Genomic DNA, 19,431 nt, shown 5'->3' on the forward strand with positions numbered 1-19,431 from the left:
CCTTTTTGAAAATTAACGGCCAGTTTTAAGAAACTTACGGCCCGTTTTTCAAATTTATCGGCCCCTTTTCAAAATTTTTCGGCCCGTTTCTGAGAATTTACGGCCTGTTTCACCAAAATCTATTTAAGGTGGTGCTTTTATAATGAAAAAAATGACGATGATGGTGCTTACGCTAATGCTCATCGTATCTCAGCTTCTCATGACAACTCCTAACCAAACAGTCTCAGCTGAGGAGTACACGCAGAAGGATCTCATCCTTCTGCAAAATGTCCCTCAAGTGGAGCCAGATACGGAGAACATTAAGCTTGATGCGCTAAACGTATACGAAGAAGGTCATTTCACGATGGCATCAGACGTGAGCTGGTCCTCTACTAATAAAAACGTTGCGACGGTAGATGATCAAGGGAATGTCGAATTGACTGGTCAGCGCGGTCGCACGTTCATCACAGCAACTGACGGTGAGTTTGAGGACCGCATCGCAGTCGATTACAAGGTCGATCCGCAAAAAGGTAAGGCAGAGTCAAAAGTCAACATTATTAAAGAAACTGGCGAACGCTATGACCTAATCGAGCACGCGCTTTCGAATTTAACGATCGAAGAAAAAGTTGGACAGATGCTCATGCCGGATTTCCGTAAATGGAACGGCGAGAACGTGACTGAAATGCTACCTGAAATTGAACACCTTGTTAAAGATTATCATCTAGGCGGCGTGATTTTATTCAGAGAAAACGTTGTGACGACTGAACAGACGACGCGCCTTGTGAATGATTATCAAGAGGCGGCTGAAAAGTTCGGATTACTCATGACGATCGACCAAGAAGGCGGTATTGTCACTCGCCTTCAATCAGGTACGGACATGCCAGGTAACATGGCACTTGGTGCGACACGCTCGACCGACATTTCCTATAACGTCGGAAAGGCAATAGGTGAAGAGCTTTCGGCACTGGGTATTAATACGAACTTCGCACCTGTACTCGATGTCAACAATAACCCAGACAACCCGGTCATCGGCGTTCGCTCATTCGGTGAAGATCCGGATCTCGTTGCCGACATGGGAATCGCCTACACGAAAGGACTTCAATCGACAGGTGTTGCCGCAACAGCTAAGCACTTCCCAGGTCACGGAGATACTGACGTGGACTCGCACCTCGGTTTACCTGAAGTGCCGCATGACAAAGAACGCCTTAAAGAAGTCGAACTTTACCCATTCCAGCAGGCAATGGATGCAGGAATCGACATGATCATGACAGCCCATGTCACGTTCCCGAAAATTGACGACACGAAAGTCATTTCGAAAAAGACAGGTGAAGAAATCGCCCTACCTGCAACGCTTTCTCATAAAGTTTTAACCGAGCTGATGCGTGAAGAAATGGGATTTGATGGCGTTATTACAACAGATGCCCTCAACATGAACGCCATCACGGATCACTTCGGTTCAGTAGATGCTGTTATCCGCGCCGTTAAGGCAGGCTCTGATATCGTGCTTATGCCGGTAGGTTTAGAAGAAGTCAGAAACGGCCTACTAACCGCGATTGAAGAAGGCGAAATCACTGAAGAACGCATCGAGGCATCCGTGGAGCGTATTTTAACGCTTAAACTAGAACGCGGCATTATTAAACAAGAAAGCCCGCAGCCATTAGATGAAAAAATTGCAAACGCTCTTGACGTAGTCGGATCAGATGAACACAAAGCTGTTGAAGCTGAGGCTGCCGCTAAATCAATCACATTAGTGAAAAACGACGAGGTCCTACCTCTTGTCTCAAATGATGATGACCAAATCGTTGTTGTCGGAAACTCGTACATCTCAGACCTTGGTGATGCCATTAAAGCGTACCACGACCAAACAACCGTCATTCAGTCGTCTGGTAACTTAACGGACGCGCAGCTCGAACAAATCCGTAACGCAGATGCGGTGATCGTCGGCTCCTACACTTACAACGTCTGGACTCGTTCGCCTGACCATCCGCAAATGCAGATGATTAATACGATTATTGATGAGACCGACAGCCCAGTTGTTGGCGTTGGAATCCGCAATCCGTACGACATTAGCGCGTATCCAGAAATTGATGCGTTCATCGCGCAGTATGGCTTTAGAGATGCTAGCTTCAAAGCGACAGCCGATACAATTTTTGGACAGAACAATCCAACTGGTGTCTTACCAGTTACCATTCCAAACGCAAGTGGCGAAAGCACGCTTTACGAATTCGGTTACGGTTTAAGTTACTAGTTAGAAAAGCACAAAAGCCCGTTTAACCACGCAGTGCGCCGACTAACTACGGCCGCGTCCTGCGGCCAACGTCGGCACTAGAACGTCCAGTTCGTCGCTGGACCGACTAAACTGAGATAAAGGAAACACGGTGAGCGAAGCGAGTCGATGTTGACTTATCGTAGGTTTAGACGGGAAATCACCCAGTGGTTGGGTGCATTGTGCTAGACATAACAAGCCAGGGTGAGCTCTGGCTTGCCTAAATAAATAAAGGTTGAGGAGGAATTTTTCATGAAAAAATGGCTCATTTCGTTAACAGCTTTAGTCTTAGTATTCACATCGTTCTCGATGGTGTTCGCTGACCATGACAACGGCAAAGGAAAAGGTCATCAGAATAAGCTCGAACTAGGGGTTGAAGTCCTTTTAAATGAACGTGCAGATTTAATCGAAGGTAAAAACGTCGGGCTAATCACCAACCCAACTGGCGTTGACAAGGAACTAAACAGCGTGGTGGATTTACTCCACAATGATCCAGACACCAACTTAACCGCGCTATATGGACCTGAGCACGGCGTACGAGGAAGCGCTCAGGCCGGGGAATACGTTGAGTTTTATATTGATGAAAAAACAGGCCTGCCTGTTTACAGCTTATATGGCAAAACACGCAAACCAACACCTGAAATGTTAGAAGGCATCGACACGCTTCTATTCGACATTCAAGATGTTGGAACGCGTTTCTACACGTATATTTACACGATGGCTTACGCAATGGAAGCCGCTGCTGAAAACGACATCGAATTTATCGTGTTAGACCGCCCGAACCCAATTAGCGGTACAAAAGTTGAAGGTCCAGTACTAGAATCTGAATACAAATCATTCGTTGGAAACTATGAAATTCCACTTCGCCACGGCATGACAGTAGGCGAACTTGCGAAACTATTTAACGAAGAATTTGACATTGGCGCAGACTTAACTGTTGTTGAAATGAACGGCTGGAAGCGCAATATGTATTACGAAGATACAGGACTTGAGTTCGTGTTACCATCACCAAACATGCCAACAACAGACACAGCACTCGTTTATCCTGGTGCAGCTCTAATTGAAGGCACTAACGTTTCGGAAGGCCGAGGCACAACGAAGCCATTCCAGTTACTCGGTGCACCATTTATTAATGCAAGCAATCTCGCAGCGCATTTGAACGAAAAAGAGATTCCAGGAGTTAAGTTCCGCGCAGCATCATTCACACCAATGTTCTCAAAACATGCTGGCGACTTATCACACGGCGTTGAAATTCACATGACGCACAAGCAATCATTCGCGCCTGTCACAACTGGACTTCACATCGTCAAAGCGATTCACGATCTGTATCCAGAAGACTTCCAGTTCCGTGCTGAGAACAGCGCAGGCATCTCGTTCTTCGATAACCTAATCGGAAACGGATGGGTTCGCGAGGCTATTGAAAACGGTGAATCCGTTGAAGACATTCAAGCCCAGTGGCAAGAAGGACTTAACGAGTTTAAAGAAGTCCGCGAACAATATTTACTATATTAATAGAATGGAGACGAATCCGCTGTTGGCGGATTCGTCTTTATGTATTCTACTAAATAAGGTATAAAAACTAGAGCAACCGAAATTGGGACGCGTCCAACAGCAATAGAAACGAGCTCAACCGACATTGGGAAGCTCCGAACCGCAATTGGGACGGCCTCAATCGACATTGGGACAATCCCAACACCAATAGAAATGAGCTCTATCTACATAAGGATGTCTCAATCAGTATGAACTACATTCATAAGACCTTTCAAAAACTCTCCAAAATTAGTATAATGAAACTCATTAATGGCAAAGGATGATCCCATGACTAGACAGAAACTAGAACAACAAGTGGAGCGACACACCATGCAACTTTTAATAGAAAAAGGGTATGCCAGCCCCATTGATTTACTTATCAAAATGGACAGGCTAAAACCTAAACAGGTTGACGATTGGCGCAGAAAAAGAACCCCTTTTCTAGAACGTGCCATGGCTGTTAATTTAAATAAGCTAAATTTTATTTTAAGCACATTAAAACGAGTCGCCAAAGCCCATAACCTTAAACCTAAACAGACAAACTATCAGTCCTGGGGTAAGGGAGCCAAACAGACACTTCAATTCTCAAAATCAGGACAAGTACAAGTTGAGAAGTTATATTCAACACATTATGTTAGATTGTAGGTGAAATCTATGGCAAACAAACTTAAAATATCTGAGTTAAAAAGTCATTTAAATGAGCTCAATCAGAAAGAATTAATTAATCTGATCACAGAACTTCAAAAATATAGCAAAGATGCTGAAACCTATCTATCCGTCAAGTTCTTAGGTGAAGCCGCTATCCAAGAACAACATAAACAGGCTAAAAAGGAGATTCTAGATGAGTTCTTTCCTCAAAAAGGTTTTGGTAAATTACGTTTAACTAACGCCAAAAAAGCCATCACTAATTTTAAGAAATTGACTCAGGACCTATATTTAACTACAGACCTCATGATTTACTACGTCGAAGTTGGAACAGAGTTTACGAATACGTATGGGGATATCGATTTACGTTTTTATAACAGTTTATTATCAATGTACGAAAAAGCGATACAAGAATGCGAAAGGGACCGTGCATTATACGAGAACTTCAAGAACCGACTCTCAACAATCGTTCACGAAGCAAGCGGAATCGGCTGGGGCTATCATGATGAATTAGAAGATTTGTTTTACTCAAATAAATATGAACTGGAGGAAGAACATGAAAATTAACTTCACGAAAAAGCAGTATAAACAATTACTAGATTTGGCCTTTTTAGGTGAGTTCTTTGGGAATGGGACAAGAATGCCTGATGAACGTGATAAGGCAATACATGACATCTATCAATATGTTCTATCTTTCGCTGATCGGTTTCAAATGGATGATTTAATAGAATACGAGGGAAAATTTGACGAATATATGCCCACGAGGGAATTTGAAGAGCAACTTGAAGAATATATTAATAAATATGATAACGATTCCTTTTGGGAAGAACTACCGGCAAAACTTGCGAAAAGAGATATCGACCGATCTGGGGAAACCTTTGAAAATGGTGATGACTATATGAGAAGACTCTTTGAAATTGAAGCAAAGTACGAGGAAGAGTTTGAAAAGCATGGTATAAATCGATTATATATTAAGGAAAAGTGACCTTTAAGTGGAAGGTCACTTTTTTTATATAAAAATTCAACCGATATTGGTGCGACCTTAACTGCAATAGAGACGTTCTCAATCGACATTGGGACGCGTCCAACAGCAATAGAAACGAGCTCTATCTACATTGGGATGACCTGAACTGCAATAGAAACGACCTCAACATACATTGGGAAGCCTCGAACCGTAATAGAAATGAGCTCAACCGCAATTGGGAAGCAATTTATATTAATAGTAATGAGTTTTAGCAAAATAGGACATCCCCTCTCAAATTATTCCGAAAAATACGAATAATCAATTGAAGACGCTCTTAAAATTAAATATAATGAGAAACAGGCTTTCCTTTGAAAGCGTTTTCTCAAATTACATCTAGGGAGGGGAATTTATGTTAAAGGGATTAACGTCTTTCTTTAATCGTATTGTCCAGCGCTATTTGCCGGACGCGTTTTTATTCGCTATTATTTTAACGTTTATTGTGTACTTGCTTGGGATCCTGTTCACGAGCAGTGGGCCATCTCAAATGGTGGAGCATTGGGGAACTGGTTTCTGGGACCTCTTAGCCTTTGCCATGCAGATGTCGCTCATTGTTGTGACGGGGTATATTCTCGCAAACAGCCCGCCTGTTAAACGGTTTCTCGAGCGCATTAGTACGCTTGCGAACACGCCGGGTCAGGCGATTCTGCTTGTAACGATTGTTGCGTCGATTGCGTGCTTAATCAACTATGGTTTCGGACTTGTTGTTGGTGCTCTTCTTGCCTTGCACGTGGCAAAACGGATTCCATCAGTGGACTACCGTCTACTCATTGCCTCTGCTTACAGCGGGTTCCTATTATGGCACGGCGGGATGTCTGGCTCGATTCCACTAACCATCGCAACAGACAACCACTTTTTAATGGACACGATTGGATCCATTCCAATTACGCAAACTTTATTTAGCGGCATGAATTTATTTATCGTGATTTTCTTACTGGTGACATTGCCGCTTATGAACTGGCTCATGAACCGTTCTAGTGATTATACAGGAACAATCGACCCAGAGTTTTTAAACGAACAAATGGTATCAACAGAGGTTGAAGAAGCAGCGACGAAAGATGAGGTCACGCCAGCTGAGCGTTTAGAAAACAGCATGATGGTCTCAATGCTAATAGGTCTACTAGGTCTCGTATTTATCTTATTCCATTTCGTAAACAACGGACTTGATATCAACATCAATATCGCGAACTTCACGATGCTATTCCTTGGCATTCTACTTCACAAAACGCCTCGCCGCTTCTTAAACGTGGTCAACGATGCGGTGAAAAACGCGGGCGGGATCATCATTCAGTTCCCATTTTATGCCGGCATTATGGGCATGATGGTCGAGTCAGGTTTATCTGAACAAATGTCGATGTGGTTCGTTAGTATTTCAAACGAAGTCACATACCCACTATTCGCTTTTATTAGCGCCGGGATCGTGAACTTCTTCGTTCCATCCGGCGGCGGGCAGTGGGCCGTTCAAGCGCCAATTATGATTCCAGCGGCACTTGACCTCGGTGTCGACACGGCTAAAACCGCGATGGCCGTTGCGTGGGGTGACGCGTGGACGAACATGATCCAGCCGTTCTGGGCACTACCACTCCTTGCGATTGCTGGTCTTAAAGTTAAAGACATCATGGGATTCTGTATGGTCATATTACTTTGGAGCTTTATCCCAATTTCAGTTGCATTGTTACTCTTTTAAATGGCAAAAGACTTCCGGCACCCCTGCTGGAAGTCTTTTTTTATTCGTAAACATTAAAGTTCAAGTTTTATATCAGCAAAATCTTCATAATTAACATCATTAGGAATTTTGTTTTCAACCATTAAATCTCGTAAAGAAGTTATTGTTAATGAAACATCTAAATCAAACAACTCTTCTTCATCATAGTCAGCCTTTAAGTAAGGAACATTTCGGATAATATACTTGGAGTCATTAATTTTCCACTGAACATCTTTAGTTAATACAGTTGGTTCATTTTCCACCGTGTGAACCTCCCTGTTTTTAATAAGCATAAGATCCACCGTAACAACAATTATTATATCACAATTTATGGTAAAATAATTTCCAGCTCCATATGAAATACACATTTTCAGCCGTTAATCCAACACAAATGTATATGATATCTAATGCTCTCTTTTTATATTCGCCAAAAACACACCCGACAAAATAAGCGCCGAACCAACCACAACGCTCACCGTCAATACTTCTCCAAGCAAAAGCCAACCGAAAAATAGCCCGAAGACTGGTACTAACAGTGATGGCATGGTCGCGCCAATCATATCAAGATGCCCGAGCAACATAAACCAGATGGTAAAACAAAACGCACTTGCGAGAACGCCGGTAAATAGAACATAATAAACACTCTCAGGCGTCCACACAACTGGCTCCCCGCCTTCAGCGATCCAAGAAACGAGCGCAATTGCTATGGTCCCGAACAACATCTGATACGCATTCACTTGAAGCTTCGGCAAATCACTCAGTTTTAACCGGTAATACACATTCGACGCACCCCAAGATACGGCAGCTAAAATAATGAGCAGCTCACCAATAATCACATCTTTTGACTGCTGACTTAGCGCATCGGCCCCCATCACGATTAAAAGACCGACGATGCCAAGTCCGACGCCTCCCCACCTGAGCTTTGAAATCCGTTCACGAAGAAAAATTGCCGCAAGCAAACCGCTCCAAAGTGGCATCGAATATAATAAAAGCGACGATTTTCCAGCATCAATAAACTTGAGCGCATACATCACTAAAATAAAAACGACACTCGTCTGCAAAATGCCAACGACAATTAAGTGAGGTAATGCCGATCTCGGTGGCCGGCCAGCCCTAAGAAGCCAAACAATCAACAGCATCGCAGCCGCTCCTGTCACAAACCGCAAAGCTGAAAACGTAAACGGCCCCATGTATTGAAGCGCGTCTTTCATGAGGATCCACGAATAGCCCCACAAAATCGTCACGAGTAAAATCAGCATCCATTGAAACCATTTTTGCTTAAACCATTGTTCCATCATTAATGTCTCCTATGAATCTAGTTACTTAAATTATCACGCAATGTTATGAGTATATCAAACATGCAGCCAGTTTTCATTTGCCCCCTTCCTCCCCTACTCGTTATAATGATAAAAGCACTTCCATCACAATCACCGGGAGAGATTTTATGCGCGTTTTAATTACAGGTTCAACTGGCTTTCTAGGGGAAAAACTCGCTAGGAAACTCCTAGAAGAAGGCCATGAGTTATATTTAATTGTTCGCAGTCAGGCAAAAGCTGATATTTTGTTAGATCAGCTTTATTCATATAAAAATCGAATTACGTTTCTATCAGGGCATTTATCCGATAAAAATCTCGGGATGTCCGATGAAACAATACAAAGTCTAACCAATCAAATCGATGCTATTTACCACACGGCGGCACTTTTAAGCTTCGATGAGTCTGAACGGGACAAACTATTTCACGTGAATGTCGATGGCACTCAAAATGTTCTTAAGTTCGCCGGGTTGATTAACATCAAGCGTTTCATCCACGTGAGCACGGCTTACACGCTAGGGACAAGAGACGTAGGAACGGAGACGCTCTACCCGGAGTGGCAATCATTCAGAAATTCTTATGAGGAAACAAAAGCCAAAGCTGAGCACCTCGTCATGTCTTATAAAGACCAATTCGACGTGCTCGTAATGAGACCGGCAATTATTATCGGCGATTCTAAAACAGGTGAAGCCAAGACGACGTTCGGACTTTACGGGATCATCCGTACGATACAGATTTTGAAGAAAAAATCTGCTCGTAAGCCTAGTGACCATCTATACAGACTCGTTCTTAACGAAAATTCGGTATCCAATCTAGTACCTGTTGACTACGTCGCGCAGGTACTTGTGCTAGGTCTCAAGCACGGAAAAACTGAGACAGTCTATAACATCACGAATCCAAATCCTCCAACGAACAAGATGACGTTCGATGCAATTGTAAAAAGCTTAAACTTTGATCAAATAAAATTGATTCCAAACGAGGAAAAGCATCTATTAACACAAGAAGAAATCAACATGCATAAGCCAATCGAGGTGTTTAAGGAGTACTTGAATACGTCGGTGAGGTTTGAGGATCGCAATACTCAAAAGTTATTAACGGATCACGGCCATGAGCCATTGCAAATGGACCAGGCAATGTTAGAACGAATTGTGGAAGGATTTATCAACCGATAAGGGGGATTCGTGATGAAATTCTCAATCTATCAAATGGATATTATTCCAGGAAGTCCTGAACAAAATAGGCAAAGAGTGGCTGACTGGATTGAGCAAGATGTGAAGAACAATCAGCCCGACACGGTCGTGTTACCAGAAATGTGGACGACTGCCTATACATTACCTGAATTAGATGTCCTGGCCGATGTAGACGGGCATCCAACGATCCCATTTTTACAAGAACAAGCGAAAAAGCATCATATTAACATTATAGGCGGTTCGATCGCGAATAAAAAAGACGGTGGGATTTATAACACAGCTGTTGTCGTGAATCGTAAAGGTGAAGTCGTCTCGAAGTATGACAAGGCTCATTTAGTTCCGATGCTGAATGAGCATAAGTTCTTAACTGGCGGTCAGGTCGCACCAGAAGTATTTGAGCTCGACGGACTAAAATTTGGCCTCATCATTTGTTATGACCTTAGGTTTCCCGAACTCATCAGACCACTCGCACTAGAAGGTGCCCAGGTCCTTAGCGTCGTCGCTGAATGGCCATCTGCTCGCGTGAACCACTGGAGAACCCTGCAAATCGCACGGGCGATCGAGAACCAAATGTATGTCGTATCTAGCAATCGAATCGGAAGCTACGACGGAACTGAATTCGCCGGTCACTCAATCGCTGTTGACCCATGGGGAGACGTCCTAGCAGAAGGCAGCCTTGACCAAGAAGAAGTGTTAAGCCTGTCCCTGGATTTAGAAAAAGTCGACCAAGTCCGAAAAGACGTGCCGATTTTTGATAGTAGGGTGCCGGATATATATAAATGACTTAGTGTTTCATAAAAAAGAGTTTATTGTCTTCTATAATAATCCTATTTTTAACCACTTAATAATATCTGCTATTCCAGAAGGGTCTGGCTCTTCGTTATTAGCTAATTTAATATCTTCCTTATCATAATTAGAGTTATTTTGTATTATGTCTGTAGATAAGGTAATCAATAAAATAGAGAAACTTAATAATACAGATAATAATATTCTTTTCATAATACATTCTCCTATTCCGTATGAATTTTATTTAAAGTACTATTTGCCAACTCATAATAGTTTGCGGCTAATTTATACTTTCTCTGTTTATAATAGTAATTTGCTAATATTTTTAAATACTGAAACGTTTCATAAAATAAATTTCTCTCGCTTAGAAAGGGAAGCACTTTTTTATTGATTAATTCCTCAAATGAACTTCCCTCTCCTATAATTAGATATTTATATACTTCAAATTCATAGACGTAAATGGAATCTTGGGGGTCTAGATTCTTACATAGTTCTATCCCCTTTTTTAACCATCTTTCAGCTTTAAAAGTATCCCCAACATTATAGTATTCTTTCATTAAGCTAGATACTGGAATGATTTTTTTAGTTATTGGGAAATTTCTTCTTGCTTTAAAACTATCTAAATAATAATAAATAGCATCTTCAGTAGCCCCTCTAATAGAATAGACTTTACCAATATTTTGTTTGCTAATAGCCATAATATTATCATCATCAATGTCATTAGCTATTTTAGCAGCTAATTGATAACTATCGATAGATTTATTTAACTCGTTAATCCTTTGATATGCTATTCCTAATAATATATGACATTCTGCACATCTTTTTAAATTATAGTTATTTTGATAATAAGTAAGTGCATTTGTTGCATTCTCTAATGAAAGGTATGATTTTCTTAATTTAGATGCATTTAAAGCAATCATATAAAAAAGGTCATATGTTTCCCTCTTAGTAACATCCCTAATATATATAGTAGCTTCTTGAAATAAGTTTAATGATTTATTATAAAATAGCTGGTCAAAGTAATAATACCCTGAGAATTTAAACCAGTAGTATATTTCTTTCCCTTCTAAATTTAATTGTTGCAGGTATTCATATTGTTTATTAGCTTCTTTTCGATTCTGAATGAGGATGAAATACCTTAGTTTATGTAATTCTACTAGGGTGATCAATGAAGTATTTGCGATGTTATCAATATTTTGAATAATTTTGTTATACGAATCTGTGGCTTTTTCTTTCATACCATAAAACAAGTGTTCAAACCAAGTATGACATAGTGTTTGTAGGTGATCAATTTCGGTTGCGTCTGGGTTAATTTTTAACTTTTGACAAAGTAGTAACACTATTTCTCTAGGTGGGGCTATTTTCCCGGTTTCTATTTTGGAAAGATAAGATTCTGAAATAATTCCTTCTGCTAGTTTTGATTGTGTTATTTTAGATTTTGTTCTAAAGTATTTTATTTTTTCCCCTATATGAACTCGCATTAATTCACCTCCAAGTAACATTATAAATAAACGAAAATCGTTTCACAATATAAATATTCCATAAAATTCCTTATTTTTCAAGTTTTCCTTCTTTAACTCATTTTTGATACTGTTTAGAGCTAATATAAGAAAAATTTCATAAAACGATATATTTATAGCAATTTTATATTACAACTTAATACCTAATTAATTTTTTAAAAAACAGACAATTCCAAATTTTATGTTACTATCTATATTGAAAAAGGAGGTGATTATTGTGAAAAAACGAAAGACTATTATTACGGTGTTTGTTTTCCTACTTGTCGTTGGTCCAGTTTTTGCTTCTGCAAGTACAGACACAGATTATCAGACCACACAAAAACCTGATTCCGTCTCACTCGAAAATGAAGTCACTCCTGATTATAGGGTAGCAGCATGGGTAGCAGGTACGGTTGCCGGATGGGCTATGGGGAAAGTTTATGATTACATGTGGGAAAACGTAAGCTACTCAGCTCCATCTCACTTATGTGTATCCCTTCCACCGGAGATAAACGGACAAGATATTGAAGAAGCTTTTAGTCGATAATTGTCAAATTCAAACACTCTTCTATACATTTTTTTAGTCATAGAAGAGTGTAATATCCTTTTTAATTTGGTGATGATATGCAAAATAAAAATAAATCTTTTATAATTTGGATTACTTTTTTGAGTTTAATATTAATAGTACATTTTTCAATCACTATTATGTACAATGCACCTGCTAACCCGATTTCATATAATTATAACCAAGTCCTTCAATCATATATGAATCCTATATTCAAACAAAATTGGAGGCTATTTGCCCCGAATCCAGTTAGTACAGATAATAAAATTTTGGTAAAGGGTTACTATCATGATAGTCGTAATGTAGAAAAAGAATCTGAATGGATTGATGTAAGTAATGCACTTATTACAAAATTGCACAATAACAGAATAACCCCATTACGTCTTGCAGTTGCACAGGCAACAACTAGCTCAGTTGAAGTAACAAACAAATACCAAAAAGATCAAGAAGAATATAAACAGTTAATTGAAGATGCTAGTAAAGGAAAAGGTGAATATCCATTGGAGATGCGATTTTTGTTAAATATTTCTTCTGAAGCTTTATATAGTAAATATAAAATGAATTTTGATGAAGTAAAAATTAGAATTCAGATTAATGAATTCCCAGATTACTTTAACTACATATCTGGAGATAATTTAAAACATAACGAATATTATATAGAGCTCCCACGATTACCTTATAATCAGGTAGAAAAACTTTAAATATTGGGGAAATTAAAATGAAAAAAATATTACGTATTTTATTTAATTTTTTCGAAAAAGAACAGCATCTTATAGGTGCAAGTATAGTTAGGGTAGGATTAGGTTCAATTGTAACCATTTTTTATTTACTTCACATTTTCCAAAAGGATTATTATTGGGGACCAAACGGGGTTTACCCACATGCAGAATTTATCTCAGATATAACACAAGCTAATTCTTTTTCTTTATATCAACTTTCAGTATCTAACGTGTATTTCAATATTTTATTCTATTCAGGAATAGTTATTGCCTTACTTTTTACATTAGGTGTTCATACTCGTATTACTGGAGTACTAAACTTTATATTTGTTTGGTCATTATATGAAAGAAATCCCTTCGTACTTGATGGTGGTAACAATATACTTATAATTTGTCTATTCTTTTTAATGTTTGCAAATGTAGGAGCTTACTTCACCTTATTTAAAACTAAAAGAAATAAAAACAGATATATAGCAGCACTACATAATACAAGTATAATAGCGTGTATTATACAGGTAGCCATTTTATACTCTTTTTCAGGTATATTTAAAGCTCAAGGAGATATGTGGTTTAACGGAGTTGCTTTGTATTATATTTTACAAGTAAGTGAGTTTACTTTACCTGGTATAGCCGAATATATTTATAGTAATCCTATTATGCTTACAATAGGAACATATTCAACTGTTATTTTTCAAATAGCTTTTCCCTTTTTAATTCTTAATAAAACAACCAAATGGGTTATGATTTCTATCCTGGTTATGTTCCATTTAGGGATAGCTATAGTCATGGGACTTGTCTCGTTTGGATTAACAATGATCTGTTTAGACTTACTATTATTTAATGACAAGTTTTACAAAAGAAATTACTTTAGATATCGTAAATTCCGAAGAAAAATTACTAACAAAAAGAACGATAAAACAATTCTCGATAAAGCTTCTTAATAAATCGAGATAATAAAATAATTTGTTTTAATATCTAATCATTACTAGTTGTAATTTCCACTATAATAATAATAATCAAAAACAATTAGGAGGGGAAAAATGGAAATTTTACTTTTATTATTATTTGCATTTTTAACGGTTGTTTTCTTTATAGGAATTGTAAATGCCAAAAAGAACAAGAAACCAGTTTGGGTCTTAGTTTTATTTGCATTAGCAGCAACAGGTTTTTTATGGTGGACAATTAAATCTCTTATTAATGTAATTAATTAAGCTTTTCAGCTTTCTAATGGTAATTTTTCGATGCTAGTTGGTAATGAGAAAAGAAAAATTAATAAGCAAAAGTGGTGATGATCCTGTGAGACAAATAGTAGTATTATATGATGGTTGGTGTCCTTTTTGTAAAGAAAGCATCAAACGTTTCAAACGATTGGATTGGTTTAAGCGCATAGAGTTTCTATCGTTTAGAGATAGTGAGTATGTTGATATATTTAATCTAGATATCCAAAAGCTTGAAAATCGTATTCACTCTATTAAAAGTCACTCTCATGAAATAGAAGATGGAATTTACTGTATTAATCGTATTTGTAAAAACACCCCTCTTCTCTGGTTAATGGTTCCTTTTTTAACACTTGCTTCATTTATTGGTTTAGGTCAGAAAACTTATGATTGGATTGCAAGAAGAAGAACTATTATTCCTACAGGACAATGCGATAGTTCTACTTGCGAAATGCCATTAGAAGATAATTAGGTGTGTACAGATAGTTAAGAACTCTAACTCATTTTTGTTCATAATTATCATAAATCAATTTAGTGTAAATTGATCGCAAGTTTAAATGATTTGTTCATATTTTCACTAAAACTGTATACCACATAAGTTTAAATGATTGCGTGCCAAAAAATTTTGTTTGTTGCTTTTGCGCACTAGCGCAAAAGCTTTATTTTTCCCTAGATTAAAAGTTCTTAAGATACGCATCTCATTCATCTTGGCCCATCAAATTACCACTCCTAAGCGCTTCACCTGTTTGGAGGAGTTTCCATTATCTCTATGACTGTTTCAATTGTCAGCATGACTTAACAAATTTTCTTCAAACCGTGATCAGAATACAATAAAATAATTACAATTCAGGATCATTTAATTATAATTTAAATGTAGCCCGATTGTTGAAAACTACTACCAATATATAAAACACTTTTAAGTACATTCTTTTTTCTACTATGTTAAAAATATAAAATATTTCCACCCTAGTCTATGAACAGATCTCTAAAATGAAGTCAAGGGCTCCCCCTACGACACCTTCCCCGTATACCGACACTTCGGATAATTACTACACCCATAAAACGAACCATACTTCCCTTTCTTTTGAGACAACTTGCCACCGCATTTTGGGCAGAGGTTTTGTTTAATCTGCTCTTTTTCCTTGAACACTTTTACTTTTTGCTTAGTTTTAATATCAGCCACATGCTTTTTCATAACTTGTCTCTTTTCTTTTCGATCATGGATGATTAAACCTTCAAGGGCATGATTAATTTCCGCTAATTCAGTTCGGCCAATTCTCGGTAATTTTCGTTCACTAATAGCTCCCACTAATTGCGGGATTTGAATGACTCTCGCAGATTTAAAATCATCCTTAAACTTTAATGTTGAATCCTGCGTAAAAACAATAATAGAGTATAGATAGTTCATATCTTCTTTACTGAGAAACTGTTTTAACGATTGGACGTGCCCGTAATTTTGCCAGATTGGATTGTACAGCTTTTCTTTTCTCTTATATATGGTTTGAGTCCAGTATCTCTGATGCTCTTTCCCAAAAATCCAGCCCTGATAATGCTTCGTTTCAATCACAAAGATCCCATAAGGCGAGGTCACCACGTGGTCAATTTGCGTCGTGCATCCCTCTTTATTCGGCACATAAAATGTGATACTGGTCGCCTAATTTAATCAGTTCCTTATTAACGTACCGCTCACCAACTGCCCCTTTAATCGCTGGAAACTTAACTTTAAGTATAATTAATCCAACAACTCCTAAAAATAGGACTAGTGCTGGTGCTAATAAAAATAGAATAGGTAAAATGATAATAATAGCTATTGCGATTCCCTTTTTCATTCGTACTTCCCCCTTAAAAAGACACTCTACTTTTATTTTCGGATAAATTTCCATTTTTTACAGAAAAAATGGCACCCGTCATGAAACAGGTGCCACTTTTCATCTATTTATAGGGGGTATTAATGGTTTCCTACTATATAATAGTAGAGTTCCAAGTCAATCTTACCTGGTTCTTGCTCGCGTTCTTCAAAATTCTCCGTGTGAATGTAATTACGGAACGCTTCATCAAAGTCTCCGCCTTCTTCTAAGTAACCTAATTCTGCTAGTTTTTTAGATAATGCGAACTTTTTCTCATCATCCAACTCAACAATATTCTCTTCCTTTGGCTTATTAAAATAAAGCTGATGTAAGCGATAGATTCGTTCAAGCTCGTCAATCGGCATTTCGTGCTCATCCACGCGTAAGTCTAGGTAACGGTCGTTGTACCCGCCATAGCCGCCTTTTTCTTTAACGATATAAATCGCAGCTGACTGCATCCCACGCTTGTCACCGCCTGCTTTTTGTGCCGCATGAAGACAAGAGAGTAACCGTTCAGCTAAGGGCTGGCCCTCTGTTGTTTCGAACGTCTCTGCCATCGCCGTCACGGTATCTTCTCCAACTAAGATGTTACCCTGAGCCGCATAGTTCTTCCCTGCTTTTCCGCCAGCCCAATCATAGCAGCCCTCGCCAGTGAACGTAGCTGAGTTACCTTTGAAGTCCACGATCCCAACTTGGCGCATCGCCGCATCTGGGTCATTTTTGGTTAACGTGTCCAGAGCTTCTTGAGCCGTCTTGCCTTCTCTAAGTAGGGCTAGACCATCAGGACCGAACGCCGTGTTCGCGAGTGACTGAGTCGCCACTGCTCCCACATTCGCCTCTGCCCACGGGACAACCGCCCCTACTCCAAGGAACTTAGACTGCGTCGCGACACCTAATTCACCAGTATTTGGATCAAATCCGACGATTGAAAACGTCGCAACGAGGTTGTTTGGAGTTTTTGCCATAGTAAAACCTCCTTTTATCTATTTATTCGTTTCAATTGTCTGTATCTCCTGGTCAATTGTTCGCATCCGTCACTTAAGTGTCCGCATTTTCATGTGAACTGTTCGTATCTACGATCAAAGTGTCCGCATTTTCACGTGATCTGTCCGTATCTGCGTTCAAAGTGTTCGTATTTCCACGAAAACTGTCCGCATATGAGCCTCATCTGTTCACATTTCGATGAATCGCCCCTCTACTCACCCTCGCTCATGGCAAGCAACATAGTGATTCGGTGTGACCTCGCGCCACTCAGGCTTGACCTCTTTACAAACCTCGGTGGCGATAGGGCAACGAGTGTGGAATGGGCAGCCTGTTGGTGGATCGCTCGGGCTAGGCAAATCGCCCTTCAGCTGGATCTTCTCGCGTTCCTTACCTGGTATAGGTCTTGGAATCGCAGACAGTAGCGCCCTTGTATATGGATGAATCGGATTACTAAACAGTTCATCAACCGGCGCCCATTCGACCATGTTTCCAAGGTACATCACCAAGACTTTATTACAGAAGTGGCGTACGACGCCCAAGTCGTGCGAGATAAATAGATAAGTTAAATCATATTCATCCTGCAGTTCTTTTAATAGTTTAATAACCTGCGCCTGCACAGACACGTCGAGGGCTGATACCGCTTCATCGCAAACGATCATCTCAGGGTTCAGCGCAATGGCCCTCGCGATTCCAATTCTCTGCCGCTGCCCGCCGCTGAACTGGTGAGGATATTTATAATAATGCGTCTCATCCAGCCCGACTTCATGCAAGAGCTTAACCACCTTCTCCATTCGCTCTTCTTTAGATAAATCGGTATGAATCACGAACGGTTCTTCAAGCGTATCGCCTACACGCTGTCTCGGGTCTAGCGATGCAAATGGATCCTGAAAAATCATCTGCATATCGTGCTTAAATTTCTTAAGCTTTCGTTCACTTAAATCCGTAATGTTTTCACCTTTAAACCAAATCTCACCACTCGTTGGTTCCTCTAGTCTTAAAATGGTTCTGCCAAGTGTCGACTTTCCGCAGCCCGACTCTCCGACAATCCCGACTGAGTCACCCTCGTTCACGTCAATCGATATATCATTAACGGCGTACACATGATTCTGCACGCGCTTAAGCAATCCGCCTCGTACAGGAAAGTGTTTATTTAGTTGGTCGAGTTTAAGAATAGTTTGCTGTTCGCTCATCATGTGATCCCTCCTGTAACCAGCATCTGACTGAATGGCCTTCTGATACGGCAAAACTTGGTGGTGATTGACTTCGGCATTTTTCGGTCGCAAATTCGCAGCGATCAAAGAATCGGCAGCCGACTATTTCTTCTTTTAAACTAGGCAGTGAACCCGCAATCGGTTCTAAGTTATGGTCGGCATCATCAACATTAGGCACGGACTTAAGCAAGCCTTTCGTATAAGGGTGTTTTGGATGGTTAAAAATCGTCTCGACGTCGCCTTCTTCGATTTTCTCACCAGCGTACATGACCATGACGCGATCAGCGACTTCGGCAACCACACCCATATCGTGAGTGATCATCACCACGCCCATGTTGAGCTCTTCTTTTAAATCATCGATTAAATCTAGAATCTGCGACTGAATCGTCACATCTAAAGCTGTCGTCGGTTCGTCCGCAATCAAAAGCTTCGGATTACAAGCGAGCGCAATCGCAATCATCACGCGCTGCCTCATCCCGCCGCTTAGTTCATGTGGAAACTGATTCATCCGCTTCTCGGGTGATGGAATGCCCACTTGTTTTAACAGCTCGATCCCCTTCTGAGTCGCCTCTTTTTTTGACAATCCTAAGTGAATCTTAAGTGGCTCACGAATCTGAAAACCTACCGTAAAAACAGGATTTAATGCCGTCATCGGTTCCTGGAAAATCATCGAGATGTCATTTCCGCGAATTTGCCTCATCTCATCCTGCGATAAACCTGTTAACTCTTTTCCGTCAAATTGAATCGAGCCATTGTCAATTTGACCATTTTTAGGTAAAAGCTGCATCACTGATAATGATGTTATACTTTTACCGCAACCAGATTCACCGACGATACATAAAGTCTCGCCTTGTTCGACTGAAAAAGATACCCCTCGAACAGCTGTTAGATTTCCATCAGCTGTTCGAAAAGAAGTTACTAGATTGTTGACGTCTAATAAGTGTTCTGTCATAC

Annotated in this window: 24 protein-coding genes; 13 read left to right on the forward strand and 11 right to left on the reverse strand. The window is 39.7% G+C overall.

Annotated features, from left to right (window positions below):
* Nucleotides 1-142 precede the first annotated feature (142 nt).
* Complete coding sequence (locus ACFSW4_RS09635; RefSeq protein WP_377328925.1) at nt 143-2,227, forward strand: glycoside hydrolase family 3 protein; 2,085 nt, start codon at nt 143-145, stop codon at nt 2,225-2,227.
* Between the two features lie 270 nt (nt 2,228-2,497).
* On the forward strand, nt 2,498-3,757 hold the full coding sequence (locus tag ACFSW4_RS09640; RefSeq protein ID WP_377328927.1) for an exo-beta-N-acetylmuramidase NamZ family protein: 1,260 nt from the start codon (nt 2,498-2,500) through the stop codon (nt 3,755-3,757).
* On the opposite strand, the gene ACFSW4_RS09645 is transcribed toward ACFSW4_RS09640, so the two are convergent.
* Complete coding sequence (locus ACFSW4_RS09645; protein WP_279401275.1) at nt 3,754-3,924, reverse strand: hypothetical protein; 171 nt, start codon at nt 3,922-3,924, stop codon at nt 3,754-3,756. The genes ACFSW4_RS09640 and ACFSW4_RS09645 overlap by 4 nt on opposite strands.
* Nucleotides 3,925-4,063: 139 nt before the next feature.
* Here ACFSW4_RS09645 and ACFSW4_RS09650 point away from each other — a divergent pair, with 139 nt between their 5' ends.
* From ACFSW4_RS09650 to ACFSW4_RS09660, 3 genes are read left to right on the forward strand one after another with little or no spacing between them, the layout of a single operon-like run.
* Complete coding sequence (locus tag ACFSW4_RS09650) at nt 4,064-4,420, forward strand: hypothetical protein (protein WP_054751924.1); 357 nt, start codon at nt 4,064-4,066, stop codon at nt 4,418-4,420.
* 9 nt (nt 4,421-4,429) lie between these two features.
* Nucleotides 4,430-4,987 carry a DUF6155 family protein gene (locus ACFSW4_RS09655; RefSeq protein WP_377328930.1) on the forward strand — a complete coding sequence of 186 codons (558 nt, stop codon included), beginning with the start codon at nt 4,430-4,432 and terminating at the stop codon, nt 4,985-4,987.
* The gene (locus tag ACFSW4_RS09660; protein ID WP_054751929.1) at nt 4,977-5,405 is read left to right on the forward strand and encodes a hypothetical protein; all 429 of its coding nucleotides are present in this window, start codon (nt 4,977-4,979) and stop codon (nt 5,403-5,405) included. Before ACFSW4_RS09655 ends, ACFSW4_RS09660 begins: the two co-directional genes overlap by 11 nt.
* 125 nt (nt 5,406-5,530) lie before the next feature.
* On the opposite strand, the gene ACFSW4_RS09665 is transcribed toward ACFSW4_RS09660, so the two are convergent.
* Complete coding sequence (locus ACFSW4_RS09665; protein WP_279401840.1) at nt 5,531-5,659, reverse strand: hypothetical protein; 129 nt, start codon at nt 5,657-5,659, stop codon at nt 5,531-5,533.
* A gap of 134 nt (nt 5,660-5,793) precedes the next feature.
* On the opposite strand from ACFSW4_RS09665, the gene ACFSW4_RS09670 reads away from it, so the two are divergent.
* Nucleotides 5,794-7,128, forward strand: a complete 1,335-nt coding sequence (locus tag ACFSW4_RS09670; RefSeq protein ID WP_377328933.1) for a short-chain fatty acid transporter — start codon at nt 5,794-5,796, stop codon at nt 7,126-7,128.
* A gap of 53 nt (nt 7,129-7,181) precedes the next feature.
* Here ACFSW4_RS09670 and ACFSW4_RS09675 read toward each other — a convergent pair whose 3' ends face one another.
* Together ACFSW4_RS09675 and ACFSW4_RS09680 are read right to left on the reverse strand one after the other, a co-directional pair.
* Nucleotides 7,182-7,409, reverse strand: a complete 228-nt coding sequence (locus tag ACFSW4_RS09675; RefSeq protein ID WP_054754554.1) for a hypothetical protein — start codon at nt 7,407-7,409, stop codon at nt 7,182-7,184.
* 141 nt (nt 7,410-7,550) lie between these two features.
* Nucleotides 7,551-8,441, reverse strand: coding sequence for a DMT family transporter (locus ACFSW4_RS09680; RefSeq protein WP_377328935.1), 891 nt, complete (start codon nt 8,439-8,441; stop codon nt 7,551-7,553).
* Nucleotides 8,442-8,590: 149 nt separating this feature from the next.
* On the opposite strand from ACFSW4_RS09680, the gene ACFSW4_RS09685 reads away from it, so the two are divergent.
* Nucleotides 8,591-9,631, forward strand: a complete 1,041-nt coding sequence (locus tag ACFSW4_RS09685; RefSeq protein WP_377328937.1) for an SDR family NAD(P)-dependent oxidoreductase — start codon at nt 8,591-8,593, stop codon at nt 9,629-9,631.
* Nucleotides 9,632-9,643: 12 nt separating this feature from the next.
* Nucleotides 9,644-10,432 (forward strand): carbon-nitrogen family hydrolase, encoded by a 789-nt coding sequence (locus tag ACFSW4_RS09690; RefSeq protein ID WP_377328939.1) that lies wholly within the window; start codon nt 9,644-9,646, stop codon nt 10,430-10,432.
* Between the two features lie 33 nt (nt 10,433-10,465).
* Here the strand turns inward: ACFSW4_RS09690 and ACFSW4_RS09695 are convergent, their stop codons facing one another.
* Together ACFSW4_RS09695 and ACFSW4_RS09700 are read right to left on the reverse strand one after the other, a co-directional pair.
* Complete coding sequence (locus ACFSW4_RS09695) at nt 10,466-10,648, reverse strand: hypothetical protein (RefSeq protein WP_377328941.1); 183 nt, start codon at nt 10,646-10,648, stop codon at nt 10,466-10,468.
* Between the two features lie 11 nt (nt 10,649-10,659).
* On the reverse strand, nt 10,660-11,916 hold the full coding sequence (locus ACFSW4_RS09700) for a helix-turn-helix domain-containing protein (protein ID WP_377328943.1): 1,257 nt from the start codon (nt 11,914-11,916) through the stop codon (nt 10,660-10,662).
* A gap of 256 nt (nt 11,917-12,172) precedes the next feature.
* Between ACFSW4_RS09700 and ACFSW4_RS09705 the strand changes: the two genes are divergently transcribed.
* The 5 genes from ACFSW4_RS09705 (at nt 12,173) to ACFSW4_RS09725 (ending at nt 14,907) form a co-directional block, all read left to right on the forward strand.
* On the forward strand, nt 12,173-12,481 hold the full coding sequence (locus tag ACFSW4_RS09705; RefSeq protein WP_054754547.1) for a hypothetical protein: 309 nt from the start codon (nt 12,173-12,175) through the stop codon (nt 12,479-12,481).
* Nucleotides 12,482-12,558: 77 nt separating this feature from the next.
* Nucleotides 12,559-13,200 (forward strand): DUF5819 family protein, encoded by a 642-nt coding sequence (locus ACFSW4_RS09710; RefSeq protein WP_377328945.1) that lies wholly within the window; start codon nt 12,559-12,561, stop codon nt 13,198-13,200.
* Between the two features lie 17 nt (nt 13,201-13,217).
* Nucleotides 13,218-14,159 carry an HTTM domain-containing protein gene (locus tag ACFSW4_RS09715; RefSeq protein ID WP_377328947.1) on the forward strand — a complete coding sequence of 314 codons (942 nt, stop codon included), beginning with the start codon at nt 13,218-13,220 and terminating at the stop codon, nt 14,157-14,159.
* 99 nt (nt 14,160-14,258) lie between these two features.
* On the forward strand, nt 14,259-14,429 hold the full coding sequence (locus ACFSW4_RS09720; protein ID WP_377328949.1) for a hypothetical protein: 171 nt from the start codon (nt 14,259-14,261) through the stop codon (nt 14,427-14,429).
* 43 nt (nt 14,430-14,472) lie between these two features.
* The gene (locus ACFSW4_RS09725; protein WP_054754543.1) at nt 14,473-14,907 is read left to right on the forward strand and encodes a thiol-disulfide oxidoreductase DCC family protein; all 435 of its coding nucleotides are present in this window, start codon (nt 14,473-14,475) and stop codon (nt 14,905-14,907) included.
* Between the two features lie 537 nt (nt 14,908-15,444).
* Here ACFSW4_RS09725 and ACFSW4_RS09730 read toward each other — a convergent pair.
* From ACFSW4_RS09730 to ACFSW4_RS09750, 5 genes are all read right to left on the reverse strand, one after another.
* Nucleotides 15,445-16,068 carry an NERD domain-containing protein gene (locus ACFSW4_RS09730; RefSeq protein WP_279401836.1) on the reverse strand — a complete coding sequence of 208 codons (624 nt, stop codon included), beginning with the start codon at nt 16,066-16,068 and terminating at the stop codon, nt 15,445-15,447.
* Entirely contained in the window at nt 16,058-16,264 is a 207-nt protein-coding gene (locus ACFSW4_RS09735) for a hypothetical protein (protein ID WP_054754541.1), read from the reverse strand. Before ACFSW4_RS09735 ends, ACFSW4_RS09730 begins: the two co-directional genes overlap by 11 nt.
* A gap of 119 nt (nt 16,265-16,383) precedes the next feature.
* Nucleotides 16,384-17,247, reverse strand: a complete 864-nt coding sequence (locus ACFSW4_RS09740; RefSeq protein WP_054754540.1) for a DUF1028 domain-containing protein — start codon at nt 17,245-17,247, stop codon at nt 16,384-16,386.
* 234 nt (nt 17,248-17,481) lie between these two features.
* Nucleotides 17,482-18,459 carry an ABC transporter ATP-binding protein gene (locus ACFSW4_RS09745; protein ID WP_054754539.1) on the reverse strand — a complete coding sequence of 326 codons (978 nt, stop codon included), beginning with the start codon at nt 18,457-18,459 and terminating at the stop codon, nt 17,482-17,484.
* Nucleotides 18,431-19,429: an ABC transporter ATP-binding protein gene (locus tag ACFSW4_RS09750; RefSeq protein ID WP_377328952.1), complete on the reverse strand. Its 999-nt coding sequence runs from the start codon at nt 19,427-19,429 to the stop codon at nt 18,431-18,433. Before ACFSW4_RS09750 ends, ACFSW4_RS09745 begins: the two co-directional genes overlap by 29 nt.
* Between the last annotated feature and the right edge of the window lie 2 nt (nt 19,430-19,431).

The sequence above is a fragment of the Piscibacillus salipiscarius genome (genome assembly GCF_042685285.1).
GTDB classification, from domain to species: Bacteria; Bacillota; Bacilli; order Bacillales; family Alkalibacillaceae; genus Piscibacillus; species Piscibacillus salipiscarius.